The 23240-nt window shown below is 40.8% G+C and carries 27 protein-coding genes; 18 read left to right on the top strand and 9 right to left on the bottom strand.

Annotation, left to right across the window (positions count from 1 at the left end):
- The first annotated feature begins 66 nt into the window (after window positions 1-66).
- The 10 genes from BM266_RS10360 (at window position 67) to can (ending at window position 10820) form a co-directional block, all read left to right on the top strand.
- Window positions 67-933, top strand: a complete 867-nt coding sequence (locus BM266_RS10360; protein WP_093409227.1) for a DUF58 domain-containing protein — start codon at window positions 67-69, stop codon at window positions 931-933.
- 6 nt (window positions 934-939) lie between these two features.
- Window positions 940-2589: a DUF4381 domain-containing protein gene (locus BM266_RS10355; RefSeq protein ID WP_245760422.1), complete on the top strand. Its 1650-nt coding sequence runs from the start codon at window positions 940-942 to the stop codon at window positions 2587-2589.
- Window positions 2589-3593 (top strand): vWA domain-containing protein, encoded by a 1005-nt coding sequence (locus BM266_RS10350; RefSeq protein WP_093409222.1) that lies wholly within the window; start codon window positions 2589-2591, stop codon window positions 3591-3593. Before BM266_RS10355 ends, BM266_RS10350 begins: the two co-directional genes overlap by 1 nt.
- Window positions 3594-3598: 5 nt before the next feature.
- Complete coding sequence (locus tag BM266_RS10345) at window positions 3599-4648, top strand: VWA domain-containing protein (RefSeq protein ID WP_093409414.1); 1050 nt, start codon at window positions 3599-3601, stop codon at window positions 4646-4648.
- Between the two features lie 13 nt (window positions 4649-4661).
- Window positions 4662-5504: a tetratricopeptide repeat protein gene (locus tag BM266_RS10340; RefSeq protein ID WP_245760420.1), complete on the top strand. Its 843-nt coding sequence runs from the start codon at window positions 4662-4664 to the stop codon at window positions 5502-5504.
- Window positions 5505-5550: 46 nt separating this feature from the next.
- Window positions 5551-7305 (top strand): BatD family protein, encoded by a 1755-nt coding sequence (locus tag BM266_RS10335; protein WP_093409220.1) that lies wholly within the window; start codon window positions 5551-5553, stop codon window positions 7303-7305.
- A 1-nt stretch (window position 7306) separates the two neighbouring features.
- Window positions 7307-8053 (top strand): tetratricopeptide repeat protein, encoded by a 747-nt coding sequence (locus tag BM266_RS10330; RefSeq protein ID WP_093409217.1) that lies wholly within the window; start codon window positions 7307-7309, stop codon window positions 8051-8053.
- A gap of 79 nt (window positions 8054-8132) precedes the next feature.
- Window positions 8133-8420, top strand: coding sequence for a hypothetical protein (locus BM266_RS10325; protein WP_139220625.1), 288 nt, complete (start codon window positions 8133-8135; stop codon window positions 8418-8420).
- Window positions 8421-8580: 160 nt separating this feature from the next.
- A complete protein-coding gene (locus BM266_RS10320; RefSeq protein WP_093409212.1) occupies window positions 8581-10143 on the top strand; it encodes a SulP family inorganic anion transporter in 1563 nt (520 codons plus the stop codon).
- Window positions 10144-10184: 41 nt separating this feature from the next.
- Entirely contained in the window at window positions 10185-10820 is a 636-nt protein-coding gene (gene can / locus BM266_RS10315) for a carbonate dehydratase (protein WP_093409210.1), read from the top strand.
- A gap of 30 nt (window positions 10821-10850) precedes the next feature.
- On the opposite strand, the gene BM266_RS10310 is transcribed toward can, so the two are convergent.
- On the bottom strand, window positions 10851-11396 hold the full coding sequence (locus BM266_RS10310) for a CvpA family protein (RefSeq protein ID WP_093409208.1): 546 nt from the start codon (window positions 11394-11396) through the stop codon (window positions 10851-10853).
- A 46-nt stretch (window positions 11397-11442) separates the two neighbouring features.
- Here BM266_RS10310 and BM266_RS10305 point away from each other — a divergent pair, with 46 nt between their 5' ends.
- From BM266_RS10305 to BM266_RS10295, 4 genes are read left to right on the top strand one after another with little or no spacing between them, the layout of a single operon-like run.
- Entirely contained in the window at window positions 11443-11799 is a 357-nt protein-coding gene (locus BM266_RS10305) for a hypothetical protein (protein ID WP_093409206.1), read from the top strand.
- Between the two features lie 58 nt (window positions 11800-11857).
- Complete coding sequence (gene pheS, locus BM266_RS10300; protein ID WP_093409204.1) at window positions 11858-12877, top strand: phenylalanine--tRNA ligase subunit alpha; 1020 nt, start codon at window positions 11858-11860, stop codon at window positions 12875-12877.
- 55 nt (window positions 12878-12932) lie between these two features.
- Window positions 12933-13100, top strand: a complete 168-nt coding sequence (locus BM266_RS17090; protein ID WP_175494789.1) for a hypothetical protein — start codon at window positions 12933-12935, stop codon at window positions 13098-13100.
- The gene (locus BM266_RS10295; protein WP_093409202.1) at window positions 13100-13495 is read left to right on the top strand and encodes a hypothetical protein; all 396 of its coding nucleotides are present in this window, start codon (window positions 13100-13102) and stop codon (window positions 13493-13495) included. The genes BM266_RS17090 and BM266_RS10295 overlap by 1 nt, the downstream gene beginning before the upstream one ends.
- A gap of 25 nt (window positions 13496-13520) precedes the next feature.
- Here BM266_RS10295 and BM266_RS10290 read toward each other — a convergent pair whose 3' ends face one another.
- Window positions 13521-14516 carry an NAD(P)H-dependent glycerol-3-phosphate dehydrogenase gene (locus BM266_RS10290; RefSeq protein WP_093409199.1) on the bottom strand — a complete coding sequence of 332 codons (996 nt, stop codon included), beginning with the start codon at window positions 14514-14516 and terminating at the stop codon, window positions 13521-13523.
- 350 nt (window positions 14517-14866) lie between these two features.
- Between BM266_RS10290 and lysM the strand changes: the two genes are divergently transcribed.
- A complete protein-coding gene (lysM, locus tag BM266_RS10285) occupies window positions 14867-15370 on the top strand; it encodes a peptidoglycan-binding protein LysM (RefSeq protein ID WP_093409197.1) in 504 nt (167 codons plus the stop codon).
- A gap of 352 nt (window positions 15371-15722) precedes the next feature.
- Window positions 15723-16175 (top strand): hypothetical protein, encoded by a 453-nt coding sequence (locus tag BM266_RS10280; RefSeq protein ID WP_093409194.1) that lies wholly within the window; start codon window positions 15723-15725, stop codon window positions 16173-16175.
- 18 nt (window positions 16176-16193) lie between these two features.
- On the opposite strand, the gene nadD is transcribed toward BM266_RS10280, so the two are convergent.
- The 4 genes from nadD to BM266_RS10260 form a co-directional block, all read right to left on the bottom strand.
- The gene (gene nadD, locus BM266_RS10275) at window positions 16194-16778 is read right to left on the bottom strand and encodes a nicotinate (nicotinamide) nucleotide adenylyltransferase (protein WP_093409192.1); all 585 of its coding nucleotides are present in this window, start codon (window positions 16776-16778) and stop codon (window positions 16194-16196) included.
- Window positions 16771-17364 carry a guanylate kinase gene (gmk, locus tag BM266_RS10270; RefSeq protein ID WP_093409189.1) on the bottom strand — a complete coding sequence of 198 codons (594 nt, stop codon included), beginning with the start codon at window positions 17362-17364 and terminating at the stop codon, window positions 16771-16773. Before gmk ends, nadD begins: the two co-directional genes overlap by 8 nt.
- Entirely contained in the window at window positions 17365-18222 is an 858-nt protein-coding gene (locus BM266_RS10265) for a YicC/YloC family endoribonuclease (protein WP_093409187.1), read from the bottom strand. It abuts the gene before it with no gap.
- 111 nt (window positions 18223-18333) lie between these two features.
- Window positions 18334-19302, bottom strand: coding sequence for a YheT family hydrolase (locus BM266_RS10260; RefSeq protein ID WP_093409184.1), 969 nt, complete (start codon window positions 19300-19302; stop codon window positions 18334-18336).
- An 85-nt stretch (window positions 19303-19387) separates the two neighbouring features.
- Here BM266_RS10260 and BM266_RS10255 point away from each other — a divergent pair, with 85 nt between their 5' ends.
- Window positions 19388-19876, top strand: coding sequence for an acyl-CoA thioesterase (locus BM266_RS10255; RefSeq protein ID WP_093409182.1), 489 nt, complete (start codon window positions 19388-19390; stop codon window positions 19874-19876).
- Between the two features lie 92 nt (window positions 19877-19968).
- On the opposite strand, the gene BM266_RS10250 is transcribed toward BM266_RS10255, so the two are convergent.
- Genes BM266_RS10250 through BM266_RS10240 form a run of 3 tightly spaced genes read right to left on the bottom strand, consistent with a single transcriptional unit; the run spans window position 19969 to window position 21975 of the window.
- Window positions 19969-20865, bottom strand: a complete 897-nt coding sequence (locus BM266_RS10250) for a DMT family transporter (RefSeq protein ID WP_093409179.1) — start codon at window positions 20863-20865, stop codon at window positions 19969-19971.
- Window positions 20858-21211 carry an arsenate reductase family protein gene (locus tag BM266_RS10245; protein WP_093409176.1) on the bottom strand — a complete coding sequence of 118 codons (354 nt, stop codon included), beginning with the start codon at window positions 21209-21211 and terminating at the stop codon, window positions 20858-20860. The genes BM266_RS10250 and BM266_RS10245 overlap by 8 nt, the downstream gene beginning before the upstream one ends.
- Before the next feature lie 11 nt (window positions 21212-21222).
- The gene (locus BM266_RS10240) at window positions 21223-21975 is read right to left on the bottom strand and encodes a DUF3298 and DUF4163 domain-containing protein (RefSeq protein WP_139220624.1); all 753 of its coding nucleotides are present in this window, start codon (window positions 21973-21975) and stop codon (window positions 21223-21225) included.
- An 89-nt stretch (window positions 21976-22064) separates the two neighbouring features.
- Here BM266_RS10240 and BM266_RS10235 point away from each other — a divergent pair, with 89 nt between their 5' ends.
- A complete protein-coding gene (locus BM266_RS10235) occupies window positions 22065-23207 on the top strand; it encodes a cystathionine gamma-synthase (protein ID WP_093409172.1) in 1143 nt (380 codons plus the stop codon).
- Window positions 23208-23240: the final 33 nt, after the last annotated feature.

The following is a 23240-nucleotide window of genomic DNA, read 5'->3' as shown; positions in this document are numbered from 1 at the left end:
TGATTCACTTAATTACAAACTTTCAAATTTCTGCTTTCCTTGAAGTGGGCTCGGGAAAGGGCTAAAATGGATACCAAAGAACTACTAAAAAAAGTACGGAAAATAGAGATAAAGACCCGCCGGTTGAGTGACCACGTGTTTGGTGGGGAATATCACTCGGCTTTTAAAGGTAGGGGAATGACGTTTAGCGAGGTAAGGCAATACCAGTTTGGCGATGATGTGCGAAGTATAGACTGGAATGTTACCGCCCGCTATAACGAGCCCTTCGTAAAGGTTTTTGAAGAAGAGCGCGAACTTACCTTGATGCTTATGGTAGATGTTTCAGGCTCTGAAATGTTCGGGACGCAATCCCAGTTCAAAAAAGAGGTGATCACCGAAATTGCTGCAACCCTCGCCTTTTCTGCCACTCAGAATAACGACAAGATTGGTTTGATGCTTTTCACCGATAAGATCGAGCTTTATATTCCGCCTAAAAAAGGTCGCTCTCACGTGCTGAGGATTATCAGAGAGCTGATAGAATTCAAACCGGAAGGCAAGAAAACCAATATCGCCGGGGCTTTAAAATACCTTTCCAATGTATTGAAGAAAAAAGCTATTGTTTTTTTGCTGTCAGATTTTATTGCCGACAAATATCAGCATACATTAAAGATCGCCGCGAATAAACACGACCTTACCGGGATTCGGGTTTATGATCGCAGAGAAGAGGAGATTCCAAACCTGGGGATTGTCCAGATGCAGGACGAAGAAACAGGAGAATACCTCACTGTGAATACAGGTTCGAAATCGGTTAGAAACAATTATGCTGAATTCTACCGGAAGCGAAAGAATTATTTTACAGAGAGTTTCAGGTTAAGTGGTGCGGGTACTATAGACACAAGAGTAGATGAAAGCTACGTGACCAAATTACTGGGTTATTTTAAACGCAGGGGATAGAAAACAATGATGAACTTGATAGAAAGAAAATATAAAAATGAGAAAAGGAGCAAGCTCTTATCAGGGATTGTTCTTTTTTTATTGATGCTCATTCCTGTATTTTCCTATGCTCAACAAACCCAGATAAATGCTGAAATTGATACTTCAACGATAAAGATTGGAGAACAAATCCTTTACAGCATCCAGGTTGAAACAGATTCTTCAAACCTGGTTGTATTTCCTGAAGGAGATAGTTTCTCTCCTTTGGAAATGGTGGAGAGTTTCAAGGCTGATACCACAAGGTTGGAAGATCGTTTCAGGTTGCTTAAGGAATATAGTCTCACGCAGTTCGATTCGGGAGGCTATGTAATCCCGCAGCAAAAAGTGCTCATTAACGATCGTGAATTCTTTACCGATTCTATGCTTATTGAGGTGGCAAATGTGGAGGTAGATACCACCCGCCAGAAAATGTACCCCATTAAACCTTCAGTAGAAATCCCCGGGAGTTTCAAAATACCTTCCTGGGTCTGGTGGCTTTTGGTTATTCTTGTTTTGGCCGGACTTGTTTTTTATCTCTACCGAATAAAACAAAAGAAAGAGGCAGAAAAAGAGCTTCCGCCTTATGAGCAGGTAATTCTGGAATTGCAACAACTTGATAATTCAAGTCTGTTAGAAAAAAGGGAAGTGAAGGAATATTATTCTCAGCTTACATTTTCTGCCAGAAAATATTTAGACCGGGAAGTCTATGATCGTGCCCTGGAAAGTACTACCTCAGAGTTAATAGCTTATCTCGAATTGAATAAAAATGCGGGTAAACTTGAGTTGGATGAAAAGACCATCAAGGATTTAAAAGTTATTCTTAGCCGTGCCGATCTGGCGAAATTCGCTAATTCCAGACCTGATATAATTACCGCTAAATCTGATAGATCACGAATAGGTGACATCATAGAAGAAGTAAAGACTTCCATCCCGGAACCTTCTGAAGAAGAAATCAGGGAAGATGAAGCTTACCGGGAAGCGCGGGAAAGAAAGAAAAAACAAAAAAGAGTAATAATAGCAGCTATTTTGGCTTCCCTTGTAATTATTGGCGCCATAGGGGCATTTATCATTTCTAAAGGTTTTGATGAGGTAAGAGATAGCTTGCTAGGGCATCCCACAAAAGAATTGCTGGAAGGAGAATGGATTCGCAGTGAATATGGAGATCCTTCGGTAATGATTACCACGCCCGAAGTTTTAATTCGCAAAGAACTCGAGCTTCCCGAGGAGACAAAGCAAATGATGCTCGGCAGCGAAACCTTTGTGTATGGGAGTCCGGTAAGTAATTTCTACACTTCGCTCACTACGGTGAAATTCAGTGGAGAAACAGATTTTGATCTGGAAAAATCTGTAGATGGAATTTATACGATGCTGGAACAACAGGGTGCCCGAAATATCATAATGAAAGAAGAGGAATTCAGTACCTTAAGTGGTGTTGAGGGAATCAGGATCTTCGGAACCCTGGAAATTGAGGATCCGGTAACCGGCAGAGCGGTTACCAATGCCTATGAAATTCTGAATTTTGTAGAAAATAGCGGTTTCGAACAAATTATGGTGATCCATAACGAAGGAGATACCTATGCTGAAGAAATTACGCAACGTATAATCGATTCGGTTGAATTTAATAAAGAAGGCAATTAATGTTCAATAATATCACTTTCGAAAACCCGGAATTTTTCTGGCTGCTGCTAGTGCTGCTGCCGGGCATAGCCTGGTATCTTTGGAAGCGACACCGCCAAACCGCCGAATTGAAGATCTCCAGTCTGGGTGGATTTAAGGCTAAAAGCTCTTTTTTGGCAAAATTAAGACCTATTCTTCTTGTATTAAGGCTTCTTGCGCTGGCACTAATTATTGTTGGAATGGCTCGACCCCGAACGGTAGACGTGTCAACAAGGTCCAGCAGTACCCAGGGGATAGATATTATAATTGCAGTAGATGTATCGGCGAGTATGCTGGCACGGGATCTTCAACCGAACCGGTTGGAGGCTACGAAGGAGGTGGCAATAGAATTTGTAAAAGGAAGGCCAGCCGACAGATTAGGCCTGGTTTTGTATGCAGGAGAGAGCTACACCAAAACTCCGGTTACCAGCGACAAGGGTATAGTAATGCGGGCCCTGGAGGAAATAGAATACAACAATATTTTAGAGAACGGAACTGCCATTGGTTCGGGATTAGCGACTTCGGTTAACCGGTTAAAGGACAGTGAAGCAAAAAGCAAGGTGATAATTTTGTTAACCGACGGGGTTAATAATTCAGGTTTTATAGATCCCAAAGTTGCCAGCGAACTCGCGGTGGAATATGGAATAAAAACCTATACCATTGGTGTGGGAAGCAATGGTACCGCTTTATCCCCCATTGGTATTTTGCCAAATGGCAGATTTCAATACGGGAATGTCCAGGTAGAAATAGACGAAGAATTATTGAAACAAATAGCAGCCGATACCGGCGGAAAATATTTCCGGGCTACCAATAATGAAAAACTGGAAGAGATCTACGATGAGATAGATAGTTTGGAAAAAACGGAGATAGAAGAATTCAGGTATTATAATTATGATGAAAAATATCGCCCTTTGATATTGTTGGCAGGAGCTTTGCTATTGTTTGAAATATTACTGAGGTATACGATTTTCAGGAGTTTTATTTAATGAATATGTTATTAGAAGAGAAAATATATTTTTGGTTATTGCTGGCGCTGCCGGTGGTACTGCTCGTTTTCCTAGCTTACAGGATCTGGCAGCAACGCACCCGCCGAAAGTTTGCCAATCCTTCTATGTTTTCTCAGCTTAGCCCAAACCGCTCGGGTTTTAAACCCTGGCTAAAGATGCTGCTTATTCTTTTTGCTTTAGGAAGCCTGGTAATTGCATTGGTCAATCCGAAGATAGGCTCTCAAATGGAAACCGTGAAGCGGGAAGGGGTGGATATTGTTTTTGCTATAGACGTTTCCAAGAGTATGGAAGCTGAAGATATCGCGCCTAACCGACTTGATAAATCGAAGCAACTGGTGCGACAGATTCTGGATAATCTGGGAAGTGACCGCGTAGGGCTTATAGCCTATGCCGGAAGCGCTTTTCCTCAGTTACCTATCACAACCGATTATGCTTCGGCAAAAATGTTTCTGCAGGCGTTAAATTCAGATATGATTTCCTCTCAGGGAACGGCTATAAGCGAGGCGATAAAGCTGGCAACTACTTTTTATGATGAAGAAGGGCAGACCAACAGGGTTCTCTTTATAATCAGTGACGGGGAAGACCATGAGGGAAATACCGACAATATTGCTGAAGAAGCTGCAAATGCGGGAATTCGGGTTTTTACCATTGGAGTAGGTACAGAGAAAGGTGGTCCTATCCCAATTAAACGGAATAACGTAATTCAGAATTACAAAAAGGATGCTCAGGGAGAAACGGTGATTACCAAGCTTAATCCTGAAACTTTAAGAGATATAGCTTCTGCGACTAATGGGAAATATATAGATGGCAGGGTGACTTCAGAGGTGATAACCCAGGTGATGGATGCTCTTCAGGATATTGAGAAAACCGAATTCGAGGCGCGGCAATTTGCTGAATATAAATCTCAATTTCAATGGTTTCTAGGTTTGGCCGTAATTTTGCTATTATTGGATATCTTTCTTCTGGAGCGAAAAACCGCTTGGTTAAGGAAGCTTAACTTGTTTAATGAGCGAAAGAAAAAAGAGGGGAAATAAAATGAGCAACCATATGAACATAATAAAACCTGTTTTGCTGTTGCTGATAATATTTTTCGGGTCTCAGGCAGAGGCCCAGGAAAATAACAGAAAAGACCAGCGTGAAGCCGAAATGTATTTAGAGGAGGCCGAAGATGCGCTTTCAGAAAATGATTTTGCATCTGCGGAAGCCGCATATCGCAAGGCTATTGCCAAAGATCCAGACAATCCTACAGCTAAATATAATTTAGGGAATCTCTATTATAACAAAGAAAAGCCCTCTGAAGCCGGAGAGCGATTAAATCAGGCGGGGGAAATTGCCGATTCGAAAGAAACGAAGCATAAAGCCTTCCATAATTTAGGGAATTCTTTTATGAGGCAGAAAAAATATAAGGAAGCTGTAGAGGCTTATAAGGATGCCCTTAGGAATAATCCCAGGGATGAGGAGACGCGTTATAACCTGGCCTTAGCCAAGAAGATGCTGGAGGAAGAACAACAGCAGCAGGATGACCAGGATGATGGCGAAGGAGGTGATAACCAGGATCAGGAACAGCAAGAGGATCAGGAAGACCAGGGAGGCGATGGTGAGAATGAGCAGGAATCTGATGATGAAGGCGAACAGGAAGAAAAGGAAGATGAGGGTGACCAGCAGGAAGATGAAAATGAGGGCGAAGGAGACCAGGAACAGGAGCAGGACGAGGGAGGCGATCAGCAGGAACAGCCACAGCCTCAACCTCAACCCCAGCAGGGACAACTGTCTCCTGAACAAATAAAAAGCTTGCTGGAGGCGATGAATAATGAAGAACGCAAAGTTCAGGATAAGATAAATGCCGAAAAGGCAAAAGGTGCTAAAGTGAAGACTGATAAAGATTGGTAAAATTTTTGCAGGAAAGAAAGCCGAAAAAGAGGGTTTTTACATTTATATGAAATTAAAATATCTATTAATAAGCATATTATTTCTAATGGCCGCGAGCGTGCAGGCTCAGGTGAAGTTTGAAGCTAAGGTTAGCAAAAACAAGCTTGGAGTTAATGAGCGTTTGAGGGTTGATTTTGAAATGAATAAAGATGGCGATAACTTCAGACCGCCGTCATTTGAGGGATTTACTGTTGTAGGTGGTCCAAATCAGTCGGTGAGTCAGAGCTTTGTTAATGGTAAACGCTCATATTCCAAGACCTATTCATTTTTTCTTCAACCAAAATCAAGGGGAAATAAAACCATTGGTCAGGCAGAAATCATAGTAGATGAAACCACCTATAAGACTTCCCCTGTAGATATTGAGGTGACAGCAGCAGTAGATACGCCTACTGATGGCAATGATGCTGAAATTGCGGCGGCTGAAAACCTTCATCTTGTTGCTGAAGTATCAAAAGGTGATCCCTACCTTAATGAGGCAATTACCGTGGTATATAAGTTATATGTGAGCCCCAACATTAGTGTTAGTGATTGGCGAGAGGTTGACAGTCCTAATTTCACCGATTTCTGGAGCCAGAATATAGACATAAGGGAATTGAGGGTGGAAAATGGTGAATACCAAGGCGAACCTTACCGCTATGTGGAATTGCGTAAAAGTATTCTTTATCCGCAGAAAACAGGGGAACTGGAAATTGAGCCGCTTACCCTTTCCATTTCGGTAGATGTTCCCGGAGAGCGCAGAGATCTCTTTGGGCGTAGATTGTATAAAACGATCAATAAAACCGTGAGCTCCAGCACCAGAAAACTGGAGGTGAAACCGCTCCCTAATGAAGGTAAACCTCTTGATTTTACCGGGGCGGTGGGGAAATTTAGTTTTAATGTTAAGGCCAGCAAAACCGAATTAGATGCCTCCGAATCACTACAAGCCACTGTTGAGGTGAGAGGAAATGGAAATTTAAACCTCTTTGAACTTCCGATTCTGGAATTACCTTCTTCTCTTGAGGTGTATGACCCTGAACGCAGCGAAAATGTAAATGTTAGTTTAAGAGGGCAGGAAGGAACCATTACAGAAAATTATACGATAGTTCCCACTCAAAAGGGGAAATACCCTATCAAACCTGTGAGTTTTTCGTATTTCGATCCTACAACCGAATCCTATCACAGACTTACTTCTGAAGAAATCCTGATAGATGTAAAACGTGGTCCTGCGGCTTCTTCAATTGCGGGAAGACAGGGAGGTAGTAGCGGAGTGACTTTGCCTTCAGATCAATTCAGGTATATAAAATTAAAACCAGATTTACAGCCAATAGGACAGTCTTCATTTTTTAATTCCCCGGTATTCTGGGGCAGCCTGGCCCTTCCAATTCTTGCTATTCCCTTGCTTATTTTCTTCGGAAGAAAAAGACAGGAGATAGCGGGAGATGAAAAAGGCCAGCGCATAAAAAAAGCTGACAGGTTGGCCAGGAAGTACCTGTCAGAAGCAAAGAAAAAATTAGGTGATCAGAAGGAATTCTATGAAGCGCTGGAGCGTTCATTACATAATTATCTGAAGGCTAAACTCCATATTCAGACTTCAGATATGAGCAAGGAAAAGATAAGTGCCATCTTAAAGGAAAAGGGTATAAATGATGAAGATATTATGGCTTTCACCAATTTGCTTAAAAGCTGTGAGTTCGCGAGATATACGCCGGCTTCGCAGGTAAGTATGGAGCAGGATTACGATAAGGCCGTTACGGTAATTTCAACCCTGGATAAACAGCTTTAATATGAAAAATTTAATCTACCTCATATTTTTTATTTCCTGGGTAATGCCGGCTCAGAACGAAGCACTCTTTGAAAAGGCGAACGCTCAATACGCTGAGGGAAATTATGAGGAAGCAATCTCCCTTTACGAACAGATCATCGCGAATGATGAGACCTCGGTCCCGGTTTATTATAATTTGGGAAATTCACATTATAAGCTTAATAATGTAGGGCCCAGTATCTATTATTATGAAAAAGCCCTTCAGCTTGATCCTAATGATGAGGACGTACAAAACAATCTTGAATTCGCACGTAATATGACGCTGGATGCTATTCCAGAGGTTGAGAACTCAAGTTTTTCTAAATCTGTAAATAAGCTTATTTCTCTGTTTTCATACAATACCTGGGGAGTTTTGGCCATCATTAGTTCAGTACTGCTTGCAGTTTTCTTCGTGATCTATTATTTCAACACCAAACCCCTGGCTAAGCGAATCTTCTTTGGAGGAGCGGTTTTAATGTTTGTTTTGATGGCTGCATCAGTGTTTTTTGCCTTCCAGCAACAGGAAATTCAGCTAAGCAACAAATTTGCCATTATTTATGTGGAAGAGGCTGAAGTAAGAAATGAACCTAGTCAACGTGCCGGGAATGCTTTTACACTTCACGAAGGTACTAAGGCCAGGGTCCTCGAAGATTATCAGGACTGGGTTAAATTGGAACTTGCTAATGGTACTCAGGGGTGGACCCTTAATGATAACTTGAGGAAACTATAAGAAATATTGATATTCACTTAATAATAAATTATCAATAAGGTATACTGATTTCCTTATAGGAATACTATTTTTGCCCGGAGTGAAAAAAACAGTTTACATATTAGCCTTTTTATTCGTGACCTTTCTGGCTACTCCTACCTTGGTTGTCCTGATAGATAAATCGGCTGATGTTTCTATGGCTTTTAGCGTAAATGAAGAGGAGAGTTCCAAGACCCAGATCAATCTTGAGTTTCACCTGGAGGATTCCCATTCTAATTACGATAGTATTCACTTTCTTCAGGAACAAAAAAATCCCGGGCATTATTACGCCGAAGCGTATCCCGTGGTTTGTATTGATGTAATATCACCACCTCCTAAACAGGTTTAATCTTTTCGTATTTCAAGGATTTTTGTATACCCGTATCTTGTTTTAGCCACGCGGGCACAAAATATTGTGTGATTTTTTCGCACCAATCCTTGAGTTTTCATTTTTTAAATTAAAGATAAGATTTAAGGAGAGCTATAGCCTCCTTTATAAACCTGTATATATGTTTAAACATTTTAATAAAGATTTTCCTGCCAGTATAGTTGTATTTTTTGTTGCTCTTCCTTTGTGTTTGGGTATTGCCCTGGCAAGTGGTGCGCCACTATTTTCCGGTTTGATCGCGGGTATGGTCGGGGGGATAGTAGTTGGTGCTCTCTCCGGTGCACAACTTGGAGTAAGTGGTCCGGCAGCTGGTCTGGCAGTTATTGTACTTAGTGCTATTGAAAGCCTGGGTGCATTCGAAAGTTTTTTACTAGCCGTAGTAATTGCCGGAGCTTTCCAAATTATTCTAGGGGTCTTAAAAGCCGGAATCATCGGTTATTATTTCCCTTCTTCCGTGATCAAAGGTATGTTGGCCGGCATTGGAATTACCATTGCTATTTCACAAATCCCGAATGTATTCGGCCTTAATGGAGAAAATATTGAATTTTTCAATTATGGGGACGGAATTATGGCTGCTTTTGGGCAGTTTGCACAAATGATTTCCCCCGGAGCTGTTATTTTAACTCTTGTGGCTTTAACATTACTTCTTTCCTGGGAGAAGATCCTGGTGCATAAGCATAAAATCTTTAAACTGGTACCGGGATCTTTGGTGGCTGTGGCGTTTGGAGTGTTGTATTATCTACTCGTTCCTGCCGGTGCATTTGGAATAGGTGACAATCAGCTTGTAGCTGTGCCGGTTCCTGATGATGTTCCTTCTTTCTTTGCACAATTCACTCTTCCTGATTTCACTCAAATTGGAAATTCTGAAATCTGGATCGTGGCTATTACCATCGCTATCGTAGCCAGTTTGGAGACCCTGTTAAGTGTTGAGGCTATTGACAAGATCGATCCTGAAAAAAGAACGACTCCTACAAACAGAGAGCTTTTTGCACAGGGGACGGGGAATATGGTTTCAGGTTTGATTGGAGGACTTCCGGTTACCCAGGTAATTGTTAGGAGCTCGGCGAATACGCAATCGGGGGGTAAAACAAAACTGTCAACTATAATGCACGGTTTTTTAATCCTTGGTTCTATTATCGCCATTCCAACCCTGCTTAATATGATCCCGCTTGCCGTACTGGCAGCTGTATTATTAATAGTTGGTTATAAACTGGCCAAGCCTGCTTTGTTCAAACAAATGTATACTTTAGGAAAATCTCAGTTTTTACCTTTCGTGATAACAGTCGCCGGAGTAGTGTTTACCGACTTGCTTATGGGAATTGGGCTAGGATTATTAGTAGGAATTTCTGTTATTCTAATAAACAGTTATAAAAACTCTCACTTTCTTCATAAAGAAGGTTATGATATTCCCGATGGACAATATCAGATCACTCTGGCAGAAGAAGTCACCTTTCTGAATAAAGGAGCTATTATCAGGGAACTCAATGCGCTGCCTGAGGGAGCCACCGTGAGACTTGATATTTCAAAAACCAGGGTGCTGGATTATGATATCCTCGAGATTCTGGATGAATTTGCTATCAAGGCAAAAAGAAAAAATATCACCATTAAACTAATTTCAGACCGGGGCACTGTTGAGAACCCCGATAGTTATAGAAAATTCTTTGGTCTGGACATGCCGGTTTAAACTAATTACACTAATTTAAATACTTAAAAATATTTTTAGCTATGGATGCATTTTATAAAAAACTAAAAGAAAACAATAAAAAGTGGGTAGAAAGCCAACTCAGCGAAGACCCCGATTATTTCAAAAAGCTTGCCGAGGGACAGCAACCTCCGGTGCTTTGGATAGGGTGTGCAGACAGCCGGGTGCCTGCAAACCAGATCATAGGTGCACAACCGGGTGAGGTTTTTGTTCACCGTAACATTGCCAATATGGTAGTGCACAGCGATATGAACATGCTTAGCGTACTTGATTATGCCGTAAATGCCCTTAAGGTAAAACACGTGATTGTTTGCGGGCATTACGGTTGTGGTGGTGTAGCTGCAGCAATGGGCAACGAAAGCATTGGACTTATCGATAATTGGCTGAGACATATAAAAGATGTGTACAGGCTTCATAAGGATGAACTTGATGCCATTGAAGATAAAAAAGAGCGTCAGGACAGATATGTTGAACTGAATGTTAAGGAACAGGTTTACGATCTTTCCAAGACATCAATTGTACAGAGTGCCTGGCAAAAGGGTCAAGGTCTACAATTGCACGGTTGGGTGTACGGTGTAGGTTCCGGGATTATTAAGGACCTTGAAGTAACTGTAGAGAACAACAGTCAGTTGGCAAGCATTTACCAGTTGAATATATAATTTGACTTAAATATTCTGTTAGAGGCCTGGTTAATTCCGGGCCTCTGTTTTTTTAGTGATTTCGTCGAAATCCTCCAGAATGTCTCGTTTTTCGGCCTCCCTTAATATAGAAGGCAACAGCATTGGCGCAATGCTCTCAATGGGTTCATAAAGAACAGATCGTTCCAGGCTTTCTTCAGAAATAATATCAATTTCTTCATTGGTAGCTTTAAAGAACATTATCACCACACTGGCCAGGAAAGCAACTTTTATTAGACCAAAGGCACCGCCCAGAAATTTATTAACCAGACCTAAAGCTGCAAAAGCAGCAATTTTAGTAAGTACTCTGCCGGCGAGGGAAATAAAAAAAACAATTAAAACAAAGGTGATGGCAAAAGCAATAAGGTTTACATATTGAGTATCCCAGCCCATATTTTCTGAAAAGAAATCGGCAAGAAGATAAGAGAAATGGATTGCTCCGTAAATTCCTACCACAATCCCTACCAGTGAGGCCACTTCTGCGAGCAAGCCCCTGAAGAATCCCCTAACCAACCCGTAGAGCAGGATAAGGGCAAGAACAATATCTATTGTATTCATACTTCAAATATAGTAATTTCAATAAGTAAGATATTATCTTTGCGCTATGGCAAGAGACGAACAATTAAAAGAACGCTGGGAAGGATTGCAACATAAGCTTTCAGCGCAGTTTGCAGATGGAGAATTAATGGAGCTTGACGCTATTATTTACGTGATAGGGGTACAGGAGCTAGGGCAAGTGCACCGCAAGTTCAAAAAAGACCATAAAATTGATCTTATGCATATTGCCATTTGCAGGCTATTGGAACCTTATGGTTATTATGAATTCGATTATTATGATGAAGACGGCTGGCCGCATTATAAAACTCTGGAGGAATTACCTGTACTTAAAGCCGGGGAACAAAGCGTATTGATGAAAGAAGCCATTGTGCAATATTTTATTCAGAATGGTTATATAGATTAAATCCCTGCTGAAAAATTCATTTTTATTAAATTTGCCCTTCTGAAAAAGAAAAGCATCCATGATAGATAAAATAAAGGAACATATTGCTGAAGTTGAAGCTTTTAATGCTGAAACTGCCGACCAGATCGAAGCTTTCCGTATAAAATACCTTGGAAAAAAAGGAATTTTGAACGGATTTTTCGCCGAATTCAAATCGGTGCCTAATGAGCAGAAAAAGGATTTCGGTCAGGCGGTAAACGCTTTGAAGCAGGCTGCGGAAGCCAAGGTGACTTCCCTCAAAGAGGTTTTGGAGAGCAAGCAGGAAGAAAAAGGGGTTTATGGCGATCTTTCCCGACCTGCCGAGCCAATAGAAATTGGTGCCCGGCACCCGATATCTATCGTAAAAAACCAGATTATCGAGATCTTTTCCAATGTTGGTTTTAACGTTTCTGAAGGACCAGAGATCGAAGACGACTGGCATAACTTTACCGCATTAAACCTGCCTGAATATCATCCGGCCCGCGATATGCAGGATACTTTCTTTATCCAGACTGATCCTGACATCTTGTTACGTACCCACACCTCTTCGGTGCAGGTTAGGTATATGGAAGAGAACAAACCGCCAATCAGGACTATTTCTCCCGGGCGGGTTTTTAGAAATGAGGCTATTTCGGCACGTTCCCACTGTATTTTCCACCAGGTAGAAGGTCTGTATATAGATAAGGACGTAAGCTTCGCCGATCTTAAGCAAACTCTATTGTATTTCACAAAGCAGCTTTTTGGGAAATCAAAAATAAGACTCAGACCTTCTTATTTTCCTTTTACCGAACCCAGTGCCGAAGTTGATATCTATTGGGGGCTTGAAACCGAAACCGATTACCGTATTACCAAAGGTACCGGCTGGTTGGAAATTATGGGCTGTGGGATGGTAGATCCAAATGTGCTTAGAAACTGTAATATCGATCCTACCGAATATTCAGGGTTTGCATTTGGAATGGGAATCGAAAGAATTGCGATGCTGCTCTACCAAATTGGTGACATCAGGATGTTTTATGAGAACGATGTGCGATTCCTGGAGCAGTTTAAATCTTCGATTTAAAAAATTTCTTCGGAAATTCTCCCGGGATGATTAACTTGTAAAGAAATAAGAACTTATGAAAACAGTTGGTTTAGTCATCCTTGGTATTATCGTCCTGGCCGTCATTATTATTTTAGTGGTTGTAGAAATTATTGAACTGGCCTTAGGAGCTATTTTATTAGGAGTTGCTGCACTCATACTTTGGGGCTTATATATCTGGGCAAAAAACAAGATTCAGGATTAGTGAAAAAAGATATCGATATACCTGAAGTTAATGGAGTTTATTTGGCAGCCGTCAAACAATTCAACAAAGACTTTCGGGCTGAAGAATGGAATGCTTACCTTATTAATGACCGCGACGATGCCTTGGATATGGTACTTATCGTTAGTCGGGGTTTTTCAGAAAAAGACCAGACCTCGGTGATGCGGCATAAAATTGAAAAGCTTCCTCCTAAATCTTTTGCCAAGGTCGAATTTCTCCAGGAAGAAGTGCTGGCCTTAAATAATGAATTTCAGGTGACTTTTTTCGCTGAAAATAAGATGTTCGAAAAGAAATTTCTCTTCAGAAAAAATACCATCAATGATAAGGCGCTGCGCGAACTTCCCTTAATTCCTGAAAAAGGAATCTTGCTGAAATAACCTAACCTTTAAATTTTATTCAGAATTAATTCAGCTTTTCTGCGAGCTTTTTAAATACCTTTTTTGGGTTCTTGTCTTCGTAAAGAATCCCATAAACTGCATTGATAATTGGAGTTCTCGCTCCTTTTTCCTGATTGATCTTATAAGCGCTTTCTGTGGCATAATAACCTTCTGCGATCATACTCATTTCCATTTGAGCACTTTTCACGGTATAGCCTTTCCCGATCATATTTCCGAACATACGGTTGCGGCTAAATACGGAATATCCTGTTACCAATAGATCTCCAAGATAGGCCGAGTCATTGATGTTACGTTTCATCTTATGTACCTTCTTGATGAATTTCTTCATCTCCCTGATGGCGTTGCTCATCAATACGCTTTGGAAGTTATCTCCGTATCCAAGTCCGTGCGCTATACCTGCGGCAATTGCGTAAATATTTTTAAGCATCGCGGCATATTCGGTTCCCGTGACATCATCGCTTATCTTGCATTTTATGTATTCACTGCTTAGGTGTTTGGCAATCACCTTTGCTTTTTCTTCATCGGTGCATGCAATCGTGAGATATGAGAGCCGCTCCAGGGCAACTTCCTCGGCGTGACAGGGGCCGGTAATCACTCCAATATTGTCTGCCGGCACATGATGATATTCTTCAAAGTGTTCTCCCACAATGAGGCTGGTTTCGGGAACGATTCCTTTAATTGCCGAGAAGATCACTTTTCCTTCCAGGGAAACTTTAAGATTGTCTAGCTCTCTTTTCAGAAAGACCGAAGGAATGGCAAAGATGAGATAATCTGCCGCTTCCACGGTTTTGTTTATATCAGAACTAAGATCGAGCTGATTGATATCAAATTCTACCGAGCTAAGATAATTAGGATTGTGTTCCTGTTTCTTCAGGTGCTCAATGGCATACGTGCTTCGCATATACCAATGGATGGTGTCTACGTTTTCACTAAGCATTTTTACAATTGCAGTCGCCCAGCTGCCTCCGCCGATAACGGCAAAAGAAGGAGATTTTTCCATAATTAGATTTTCTATTGCCAAAAATAAACAAAATAAAAGGATAAAGAAACCGTGGAAATTGGATGTAATAAGGGATAATAAGTATTGGGTTAAACTTTAACATGTTAAAATAAACATAGGAAGCAATCTTCTGAAAAGCAGTCCGTTATTTACCTGTTCTTTATTCCAAAAAGGAGAAGAATGGATTTTCTTAGTTTTTTTGGTTGGTTATTTAGTTTGAAAAACGCCGTTGGATCTGATGGTCTTCCGGCGTTTTTTGGTTAGAAATCTAACAAAATTTTAGGATGACTTTTGGAATTAGAATGCTTTTGCTTTTGTAATTTACTGTAAACTAATAAAATTAGGAAAAAATGGGTGTGTTTTCATTTATAAAAGACGCCGGAGAAAAGATCTTTGGCCGGGATAAAAAAGAAGCTGAAAAGCCAACCGAAAAAACAGAGAATACGCGTGAAAAAGCAGAACGTGAAAATGCCAAAGCAGCCTCAAAATTAGAGACCACACTACGAGATCTTAAATTACAGGTGGAAAATTTAAGTATTAAGATCGACGATGATGTTGCAACGGTGACCGGGAAGGCTGAGGACCAGAGCACCAAAGAGAAAGTAGTGCTGGTGGTAGGAAATTCAGAGGGTATCGCGAAGGTTGACGACAGGATGACGGTAGATAAAACCGAACCGGAAGCCAAATTTCACACGGTTGAGCGGGGAGATACTTTAAGCAAAATCGCAAAAGAACATTACGGTGATGCTATGAAATACCCTGTGATCTTTGAAGCCAATAAGCCAATGCTTAAAGATCCCGATAAAATATATCCCGGGCAGGTACTTAGAGTGCCGCACCTGGAAAAGAAATAAAAGTTAAGACTGTTTAAAAGTTTTGAGGCGGTTACATTGAGGGCAGACGACGTCCTACAGCTTGTAGTTCCACGATGAAAAAAGTAGGTTCAATCAGCTAAACTGAACGGCCAAAAAAGGTTTTTAAACAGTCTTTATCTTTAGAAATAATCCCTTCTCAATGGAGGGATTATTTCTAAAGATAAGCTTGCTAGTTTGAAGTTAAAGTAAAAATGAAGTCACCATGAATTTTAATATTACCTGCAATGATTAATAAAAAATTAATTTTGCTCATTATCTTTTCCATATTTTTTCCTGTACCTCTAATGCTCAGGATAAAATTAAAGCTGAAGAAGGTGAAATAATATCTTTAATGATAGATGAAATGGCAATGCCTTTTCCAATACCTCCACCACCCCCCAAAGAGGGATCCCCGGCTATAAAGATAAACATAGATTCCCTTAATAAAGTAAAAGTAAAGCTTATAGTAGATACGACTATGTTCAAAGTTTCATCCCGGATAAAATTACCTGAAGTTTACGAAGAGTATGATTTCCTGGTAAAAATATTAAATACCCTACAGGAGAAAACAATAAATACCGGATGGATAAAAAGTGAAAAAGGCCATCAATTAATTTTTGGAAGTTCTTTGGAAGATTATGTAGGCAGATATTCTCAAATGGTCACTATTTCACGAATAGCTTTTAATTCTAAATTAGATCAGGCTATCCTATTGGCTGGACATAAAACCCATGAATTGGCAGGTTATGTTAATCTATACCTACTTAAAAAAGAAAACGGAAAATTATTTATAAAAAGAATGTAGAGGTTACTTAAAGAAGGTTTACCTGTAAAAATTCATCAATTTAATGTAATCCCAAACTGCTGCTGGCAGCATTGGTTTTATATTTTTTCCCTCTTTTACCGCTCGTCTAATGAAAGTTGAAGAAATTTCCATCACCGGGGCTGCAACCCGGGTTATTTTTGGATGGTCTAAAAACTTATCTTCTGAATTTCCCGTGGCAATTCTCGGATATATGTAGATCTGGTGATTTTCCAGGATCACCTCGTAATTCTTCCACTTATGAAAGCTTTTCAGGTTGTCTTTCCCCATGATCGGGCAAAACACATTGGTAGGATATTTCTCCTGAAGATGGGCCAGGGTAGTTACGGTATAATTGGGCTGGGGTAGAGCAAATTCGATATCACTGGGCTTTAAATTTTCGTAGCCTTCGCAAGCCTTATAGACCATTTCCAGGCGATGATGATTTTCCAGTAAGCTGCTCTTCTTTTTAAAAGGGTTGTGAGGGGTAACCACCAACCAGACTTCATCCAGATCAGAAAATTCTGCCATGTGATTAGCGATGATCAAATGGCCAATATGAACCGGATTAAAAGTACCGAAGAACAGGCCTACCTTTTTATTCATTTTCCCCGGGCTTTTTTGCGTTCACATAAGTGGCTACCAGATCATAGGCTTCTTTAAGAGCCGTTCCCAAATGATGATTCTCAATAATAAAATCGAATTGGGGTGCCGTTGCAAGTTCTATCGATGCTTTAGCCACCCGCATATTAATCTTATCATCAGTCTCAGTCTTGCGCTTCTTAAGTCGGATCTTTAATTCTTCTATACTTGGCGGCTTTACAAAAACTGCAAGGGTATTATCCGGGTAGATGTTTTTTATATCAAGGCCTCCAACCACATCAATATCAAAGATTACATTTTTTCCCTTTGCCCAGATTCGTTCTACCTCGGTTTTCAAAGTGCCATAGAAGTTGTCACGGTAGACTTCTTCCCATTCAAGGAATTCATCGTTTTTTATCTTTTTCTTGAAATCTTCGGTAGAAAGGAAGTAATAATGTTGTCCATTTACCTCGCCTTCCCGGGGCTCACGAGATGTCGCCGATATGGAGAATTCCAGGTTAAGTTCCTTCTGCTTTAATAAATGTTGGACTATCGTGGTCTTTCCCGAGCCGGAAGGCGCCGAAAACACGATAAGTTTACCATCGCTCATTTAGAGTACGTTTAAGAGTTGTTCTTTTATCTTTTCCAGCTCATCTTTCATCTGCACAACCAATTGTTGCATCGGGGCATAATTGGATTTGCTGCCAATAGTATTGATTTCGCGACCCATTTCCTGAGAGATGAAGCCCAGTTTTCTCCCGTTGGAATCGTCAGAATCGATACTTTCTTTAAAGTAATCGAGGTGGTTTTCCAGTCTTACCTTCTCTTCAGTGATATCGAATTTTTCGATATAATAAACCAATTCCTGTTCAAAGCGGTTTTCATCAACATTTTCCTTGAGATCGGCTACCCCTTTTTTAAGGCGTTCCTTTACTGCTTCCACTCTTTCGGGATCAATTTTAATGACCTCCTGAAGCAAACGGTCAATATTTTCAACCCTAAGCTTGAGATCTTTTTCCAAGGCTTTGCCTTCAGCATTTCTGAAATCATTGATCTCTTCCAGGGCTTCTATTACGGCTTCTTCGATAGCCTTAAATTCGCTTTGGTTAATTTCTTCACGGGCAGTACTTAAAGCATCGGGCATTCTCACTGCCATTTTTAGCAATTCGGTTTCATCGCCGTCAACAATTTGTTTTAATTGTTCGATATAATTTCGCACCACTCCCGGATTAACCGCTGCAGTAGTCTCCTCGCCGGTGATCTCTACAAAAAGAGAGAAATCTATTTTTCCCCGGGTGAGGGATTTGGAAATGGTATTTCTAAGCTGAAGTTCTTTCTCGCGGTATTGCGATGGGATGCGTGCGTTTACATCAAGATTTTTACTGTTTAGAGATTTGATCTCTACGGTAATCTTTTTGGCCGGAAGTTGCGTAACGCTTTTTCCAAAACCTGTCATTGACTGAATCATAGGTGATTTTTAAGCTTGCGCAAAGATAATCAATTCTAAAGCAGTGCAAAGCGACCTAAAGGCTATTTTAAAATTCCCCGTTTCTGAAGATTTTCAATTTTATTGCAAAATTTATTCTGAAAAGTTCTGTACAAATTCCAGGGCCCGCTCTTCGTGATAATAGGTTTTTTTATTTTGAATAAATCCTACGTGCCCTCCGTGTGCCGGGATCTCAAGATGAAGATCTTTAGAATTTTTTGCAATTTCTACAGGATAGGAAGTTGCCGATAAAAAGGAATCGTTTTCAGCATTGATGAGTAAAGTAGGAATTTGAATATTAGGTAAAAAATGAAGCGAGCTGCACTTCTTGTAATAATCTGCGGCATTTTTATAACCGTGTGCCCGACTGGTGTATAGCTCGTCAATATCGCGCAAGGATTTGCAGCCGGCGATCTCTTCCTTGGAAATTTTCTCCGGGAAAGCCAGATGGCGCCGGAATAATTCCTTTTTAAGGTTTCGCACAAAACGTTTTGAATAGATAATATTTCGGGTTTGGCTGAGCTCTTCCAATGAAGCTCCCAGATCGCAGGGAGTAGATATCGCCACCGCCGATTTTATTTCCGAAGGTATTTCTGAAGTTTCCCCTAAATACTTTAGCATTAAATTCCCGCCCAGACTAAATCCGACCAAAGCGATCTCAGAATACCTGTTTTCAGCTAAGATATGATTTATCACTGCTTTGAGATCTTCGGTAGCCCCAGCATTATAGCTACGGTAAAGCCTATTCATCTCTACGCTGCAACCTCTGAAATTCATCGCGGCTGTGTCCCAACCGGCTTCAGCAAAAATGCGCGCCATGGCGTTCATATAAGGACGCTGGGCATTTCCTGCCAGGCCGTGAAGGAGGATTACCAGCCTCTTGTGGTTTCCTTCAGAAGAAAAACTGCGATCGAGATCAAGAAAATCTCCGTCTTCAAGTTCTACGCGATCACGCTGACTGGTGCTAAAAGCCACTTTTCTCAAGGTAGACGAATAAATTGTCGAAAAATGGGGATTTCGGAATATTCGTGGGGCGGTATATGTGCTTTTTATCAATGGCATTTGCGGCTAATTTCAGGAAATTAATTTTAAGCACAATAATTATGCACGCATAATATAATTTGTTAGATTTATTAAAAAATTACTGATGTACATTAAAGAATTTGATATCCGCTGGAGCGATACAGACGCCAACCGTCATCTGGCTAACACTGCCTATATAAATTTTATGAGCCATACCCGAATGAGCTTTTTAATGGAGAACGGTTTTGGGCAGGAAGAATTGGTCAAATATAATCTGGGTCCCGTAGTATTTTATGAGCACGTTTATTATTTTAAAGAAGTTTTTGCCGGCCACCCGGTTAAAGTGACATTGGAATTAAAGGGCTTATCAAAAGACGGGATGTATTTCGAATTCCTTCACAACTTTTACGATTATAAGGGCCGGAATTTCGCCAGCTGCGAGATGATGGGGAGTTGGATAGACTTAGAAGAACGAAAACTTACCAAACTTCCCCCGGAATTGTATCAAAACCTAAATAGTCTTTCCCACACTGAAGATTTCAGGATATTAACTAAAGAAGACACTCGCAAGTACGGGAAACGGCCACAGCATATTGAGCCGCATCAACTTTAATCCCTCATTGAGGGTTTAATTCCCCCGAGGCTCGCTTCGAGTTATAAAATTTTTTCCGATTCATAATTGTGGGCTTGTCCCGAGATCCATGATTAAGCTCTTAATTCGGTTTTCTTTTTGGTAACCATATAAACCCCGGCAAACACCAATAGGGCGGCAACCACCTTGGTGAGATTCAGCGAATCGGCGCCTGTACTTATGGCATAAACAATTGCGATAAGCGGTTGCAGGTAAATAAAGGCACTTATGGTGGAAGCTGAAAGTTGTTTTAGCGCATAAATATTCAGCAAATAAGTTGAAAAAGTGGTTCCCACTACCACGAAAGCCATTTTCCAGATGGCGTCAAAGGGCAAACTACTCCATTGAACATCGGTAAATTCGCCAATAGTGATGGGGAAATTTATAAAAACACCAATCAGGAAAAGCCACTTCATAAGGGTAAAGGGATGGTATTTTGCGGTTAAGGGTTTTACAAGAATCAGATAAAGTCCGTAGGAAAAGGCGTTAACGATAAACAGCACATTTCCCATAGGAATATTAGGCGCATTGCTGCCGGTATCAGCACTAAAAAGAACCAAAATTAGTGCTCCCGCAAGCCCAACAATTATCCCGATACTCTTTAATAAGGTGATGCGTTCTCTAATCAGAATAGAAGCCAGGATAAGGACCATCACCGGGGAAAGCGTCACAATCACAGAGCTGTTAATAGGCGTGGAAAGACTTAGGCCTTTAAAAAAGAACAGCATATTTATCACCATCCCAAAAACGGCACTACCCAGTATTCTTGGCCAGTCTGAAGTCGCTATTTTTTCTCGTGGCCCGAGGAAACTAATTGCCCAAAAAAGGATTGCTGCACCAAAAACCCTAAGGAATATAAATCCCAATGGCTCGATGTGAACGGGCATCACCCCTTTGGCTAAAGTATGGTTTACCCCGTAAATAGCACTGGCAATAGTTGCTGCAATAATTGCCAGGGCTCTGTTATTCATTTATCGATTTTTTCGCAGCCTCCACCGTTTTTTTTGAATTCCCTATAAAGATCTCATCGTTGTTAATAATTACAGGACGGTTCAGAAAAGTGTAGTGTTCCAGAATAAGATTTCTATAGCGGTCTTCGGTGAGTTCTTCCAGGTGTAGTTCTTTTTCCCTGTAGAGCCTTGCTCGTTTGCTGAAAAGCGCTTCATAACTTCCGGCGAGCTCCTGCATCTCATCGATCTGCTCTTCGGTGATCCCTTCCGTTTTTATATCCTGAAGCTTAAAAGCCGCAGGAGGATCGAGTTCTTTAAGGATTCTTTTATTCGTATCGCAGGTAGAGAGGTGATAGATCTTTTTCATTTTGAAATACCTTATAATTCAATCTTTATATATTCTGAAATTTCAGTTTGAGGGAACTCCATCCGGTATGGGCCATCGGCGTAGGCGGCAATCTCGTAGGCATTGTAATAGAGAATAACTTTAGTGTTGCTGAAACCTATATTCTGCGGAAGATGAAATTTATCATTTTCGAAAAATAAACCTGTACTATTGATGGGTTCGCCTTCCGGAATTCCCTGTTCTTTTCTGAATATATCCTCTATAAAGGCTTTGAAGTCCTCGGCAAAAAGTTCATCCTGGGAATAAATTGCTCCGGTTTCAGGGTTAAAATTCAGCCAGGTGATACTACTGTAGCCATGGGCCCCGCCTTCAAAAACTTCAGAATTAAACTGAATGGAGACTAGCTTATCAGATTCATAGCTAATTTCACCATAAATAGTGGCTTCCCAGGGAGTGTTATATCCGGGGAAATCTTTTTTGGTCATTTCGTAATTCTGGATGAAGATATCTGCCATATCTTCTACTGAACCTATATTGGGTTCATCTTCATAACCCAAAATATAGCTAAGATGATTTTCGATCTCTTTATTGATCTGCTTCTCCCGGTTTTCAGTGCCCGAAGCTACAGGGAAATTCAGGTCTATGAAACTGCATTTTTCGGTTTCAGGATCACAGTTATCGGCACTTCTTTCTACTGAATAATTTAAAAATTCGAGACTTTCAGCTTCCTGCTCGCAGGCAGAAAAAAGAAAGATAAGGCTGAAAATAGAGAGTAGTTTTTTCAATTTTATGGCTGTTAAATTGAAATATAAAGGTACAGCCAATTTTGTTATTGCCCAACAGCTATGCTACATTTGCTTTAGACACAGTAGATATGAAATTTAATACCAAAACAGTACACGGCGGACAGGAAAATACAGACCCCGCATACGGCTCGGTAATGCCACCAATTTATCAAACCAGTACATATTCACAAAGCACCCCCGGTGGGCACAAGGGATTTGAGTATTCCCGAAGCGGTAATCCTACAAGAACAGCTTTGGAGAAGTCGCTTGCCAGTATTGAGAATGCAAAGTTTGGATTGGCATTTGGCTCCGGTCTCGCTGCGATTGATGCAGTGATGAAACTATTCAAACCAGGCGATGAGATTATCTCTACCAATGACCTTTACGGAGGTTCATACCGACTTTTCACTACTATTTTTGAGAATTTTGAGATTAAATTTCATTTTATCGGGATGCAGGATGCATCGAAAATCGAGGAGTATATTAATGAAAATACAAAACTCATCTGGCTGGAAACACCAACCAACCCAATGATGAATATCATCGATATCGAAGCGGCTTCTAAAATCGCCAAAAAACACAACTTATTACTTGCGGTAGATAATACTTTTGCTACGCCCTATTTGCAACAGCCAATGGATTTAGGTGCAGATATCGTGATGCACAGCGCGACAAAGTATCTTGGTGGGCACAGTGATGTGGTATTGGGCGCTCTTGTGGTGAACGATAAGAACCTGGCTGAAAAACTATATTTTATTCAGAAAGCCAGTGGTGCGGTTTGCGGCCCTCAGGATAGTTTTCTGGTGCTTCGCGGAATAAAAACGCTACACTTGCGTATGCAGAGACACTGTGAAAACGGGGAAGCAGTTGCTAAATTCCTGAAGACCCATCCAAAAGTTGACAAAGTGTATTGGCCTGGTTTTGAAGATCACCCTAATCATGATATCGCTAAAAAGCAGATGAAAGATTTCGGCGGAATGATCTCTTTTACCACCAAGGAAAATACCTTGGAAAGCGCCACAAAAATAGTGGAAAACCTTAAAGTTTTCACTCTTGCAGAATCTCTTGGTGGAGTGGAATCTCTTGCCGGGCACCCGGCCAGTATGACGCACGCTTCAATTCCACAGGAAGAAAGAGCAAAGATCGGAGTTGTAGACTCCCTTATTCGTCTTAGTATAGGCGTGGAAGATGAGGGAGATCTAATTGAAGATCTAAAACAGGCCCTGGGATAACAAAGGTTTTTTATAAAATTAAGCCACGATTTC

Source organism: Salegentibacter flavus (assembly GCF_900115145.1).
GTDB lineage: Bacteria > Bacteroidota > Bacteroidia > Flavobacteriales > Flavobacteriaceae > Salegentibacter > Salegentibacter flavus.
This window is presented reverse-complemented; position numbering and strand designations above follow the sequence as displayed.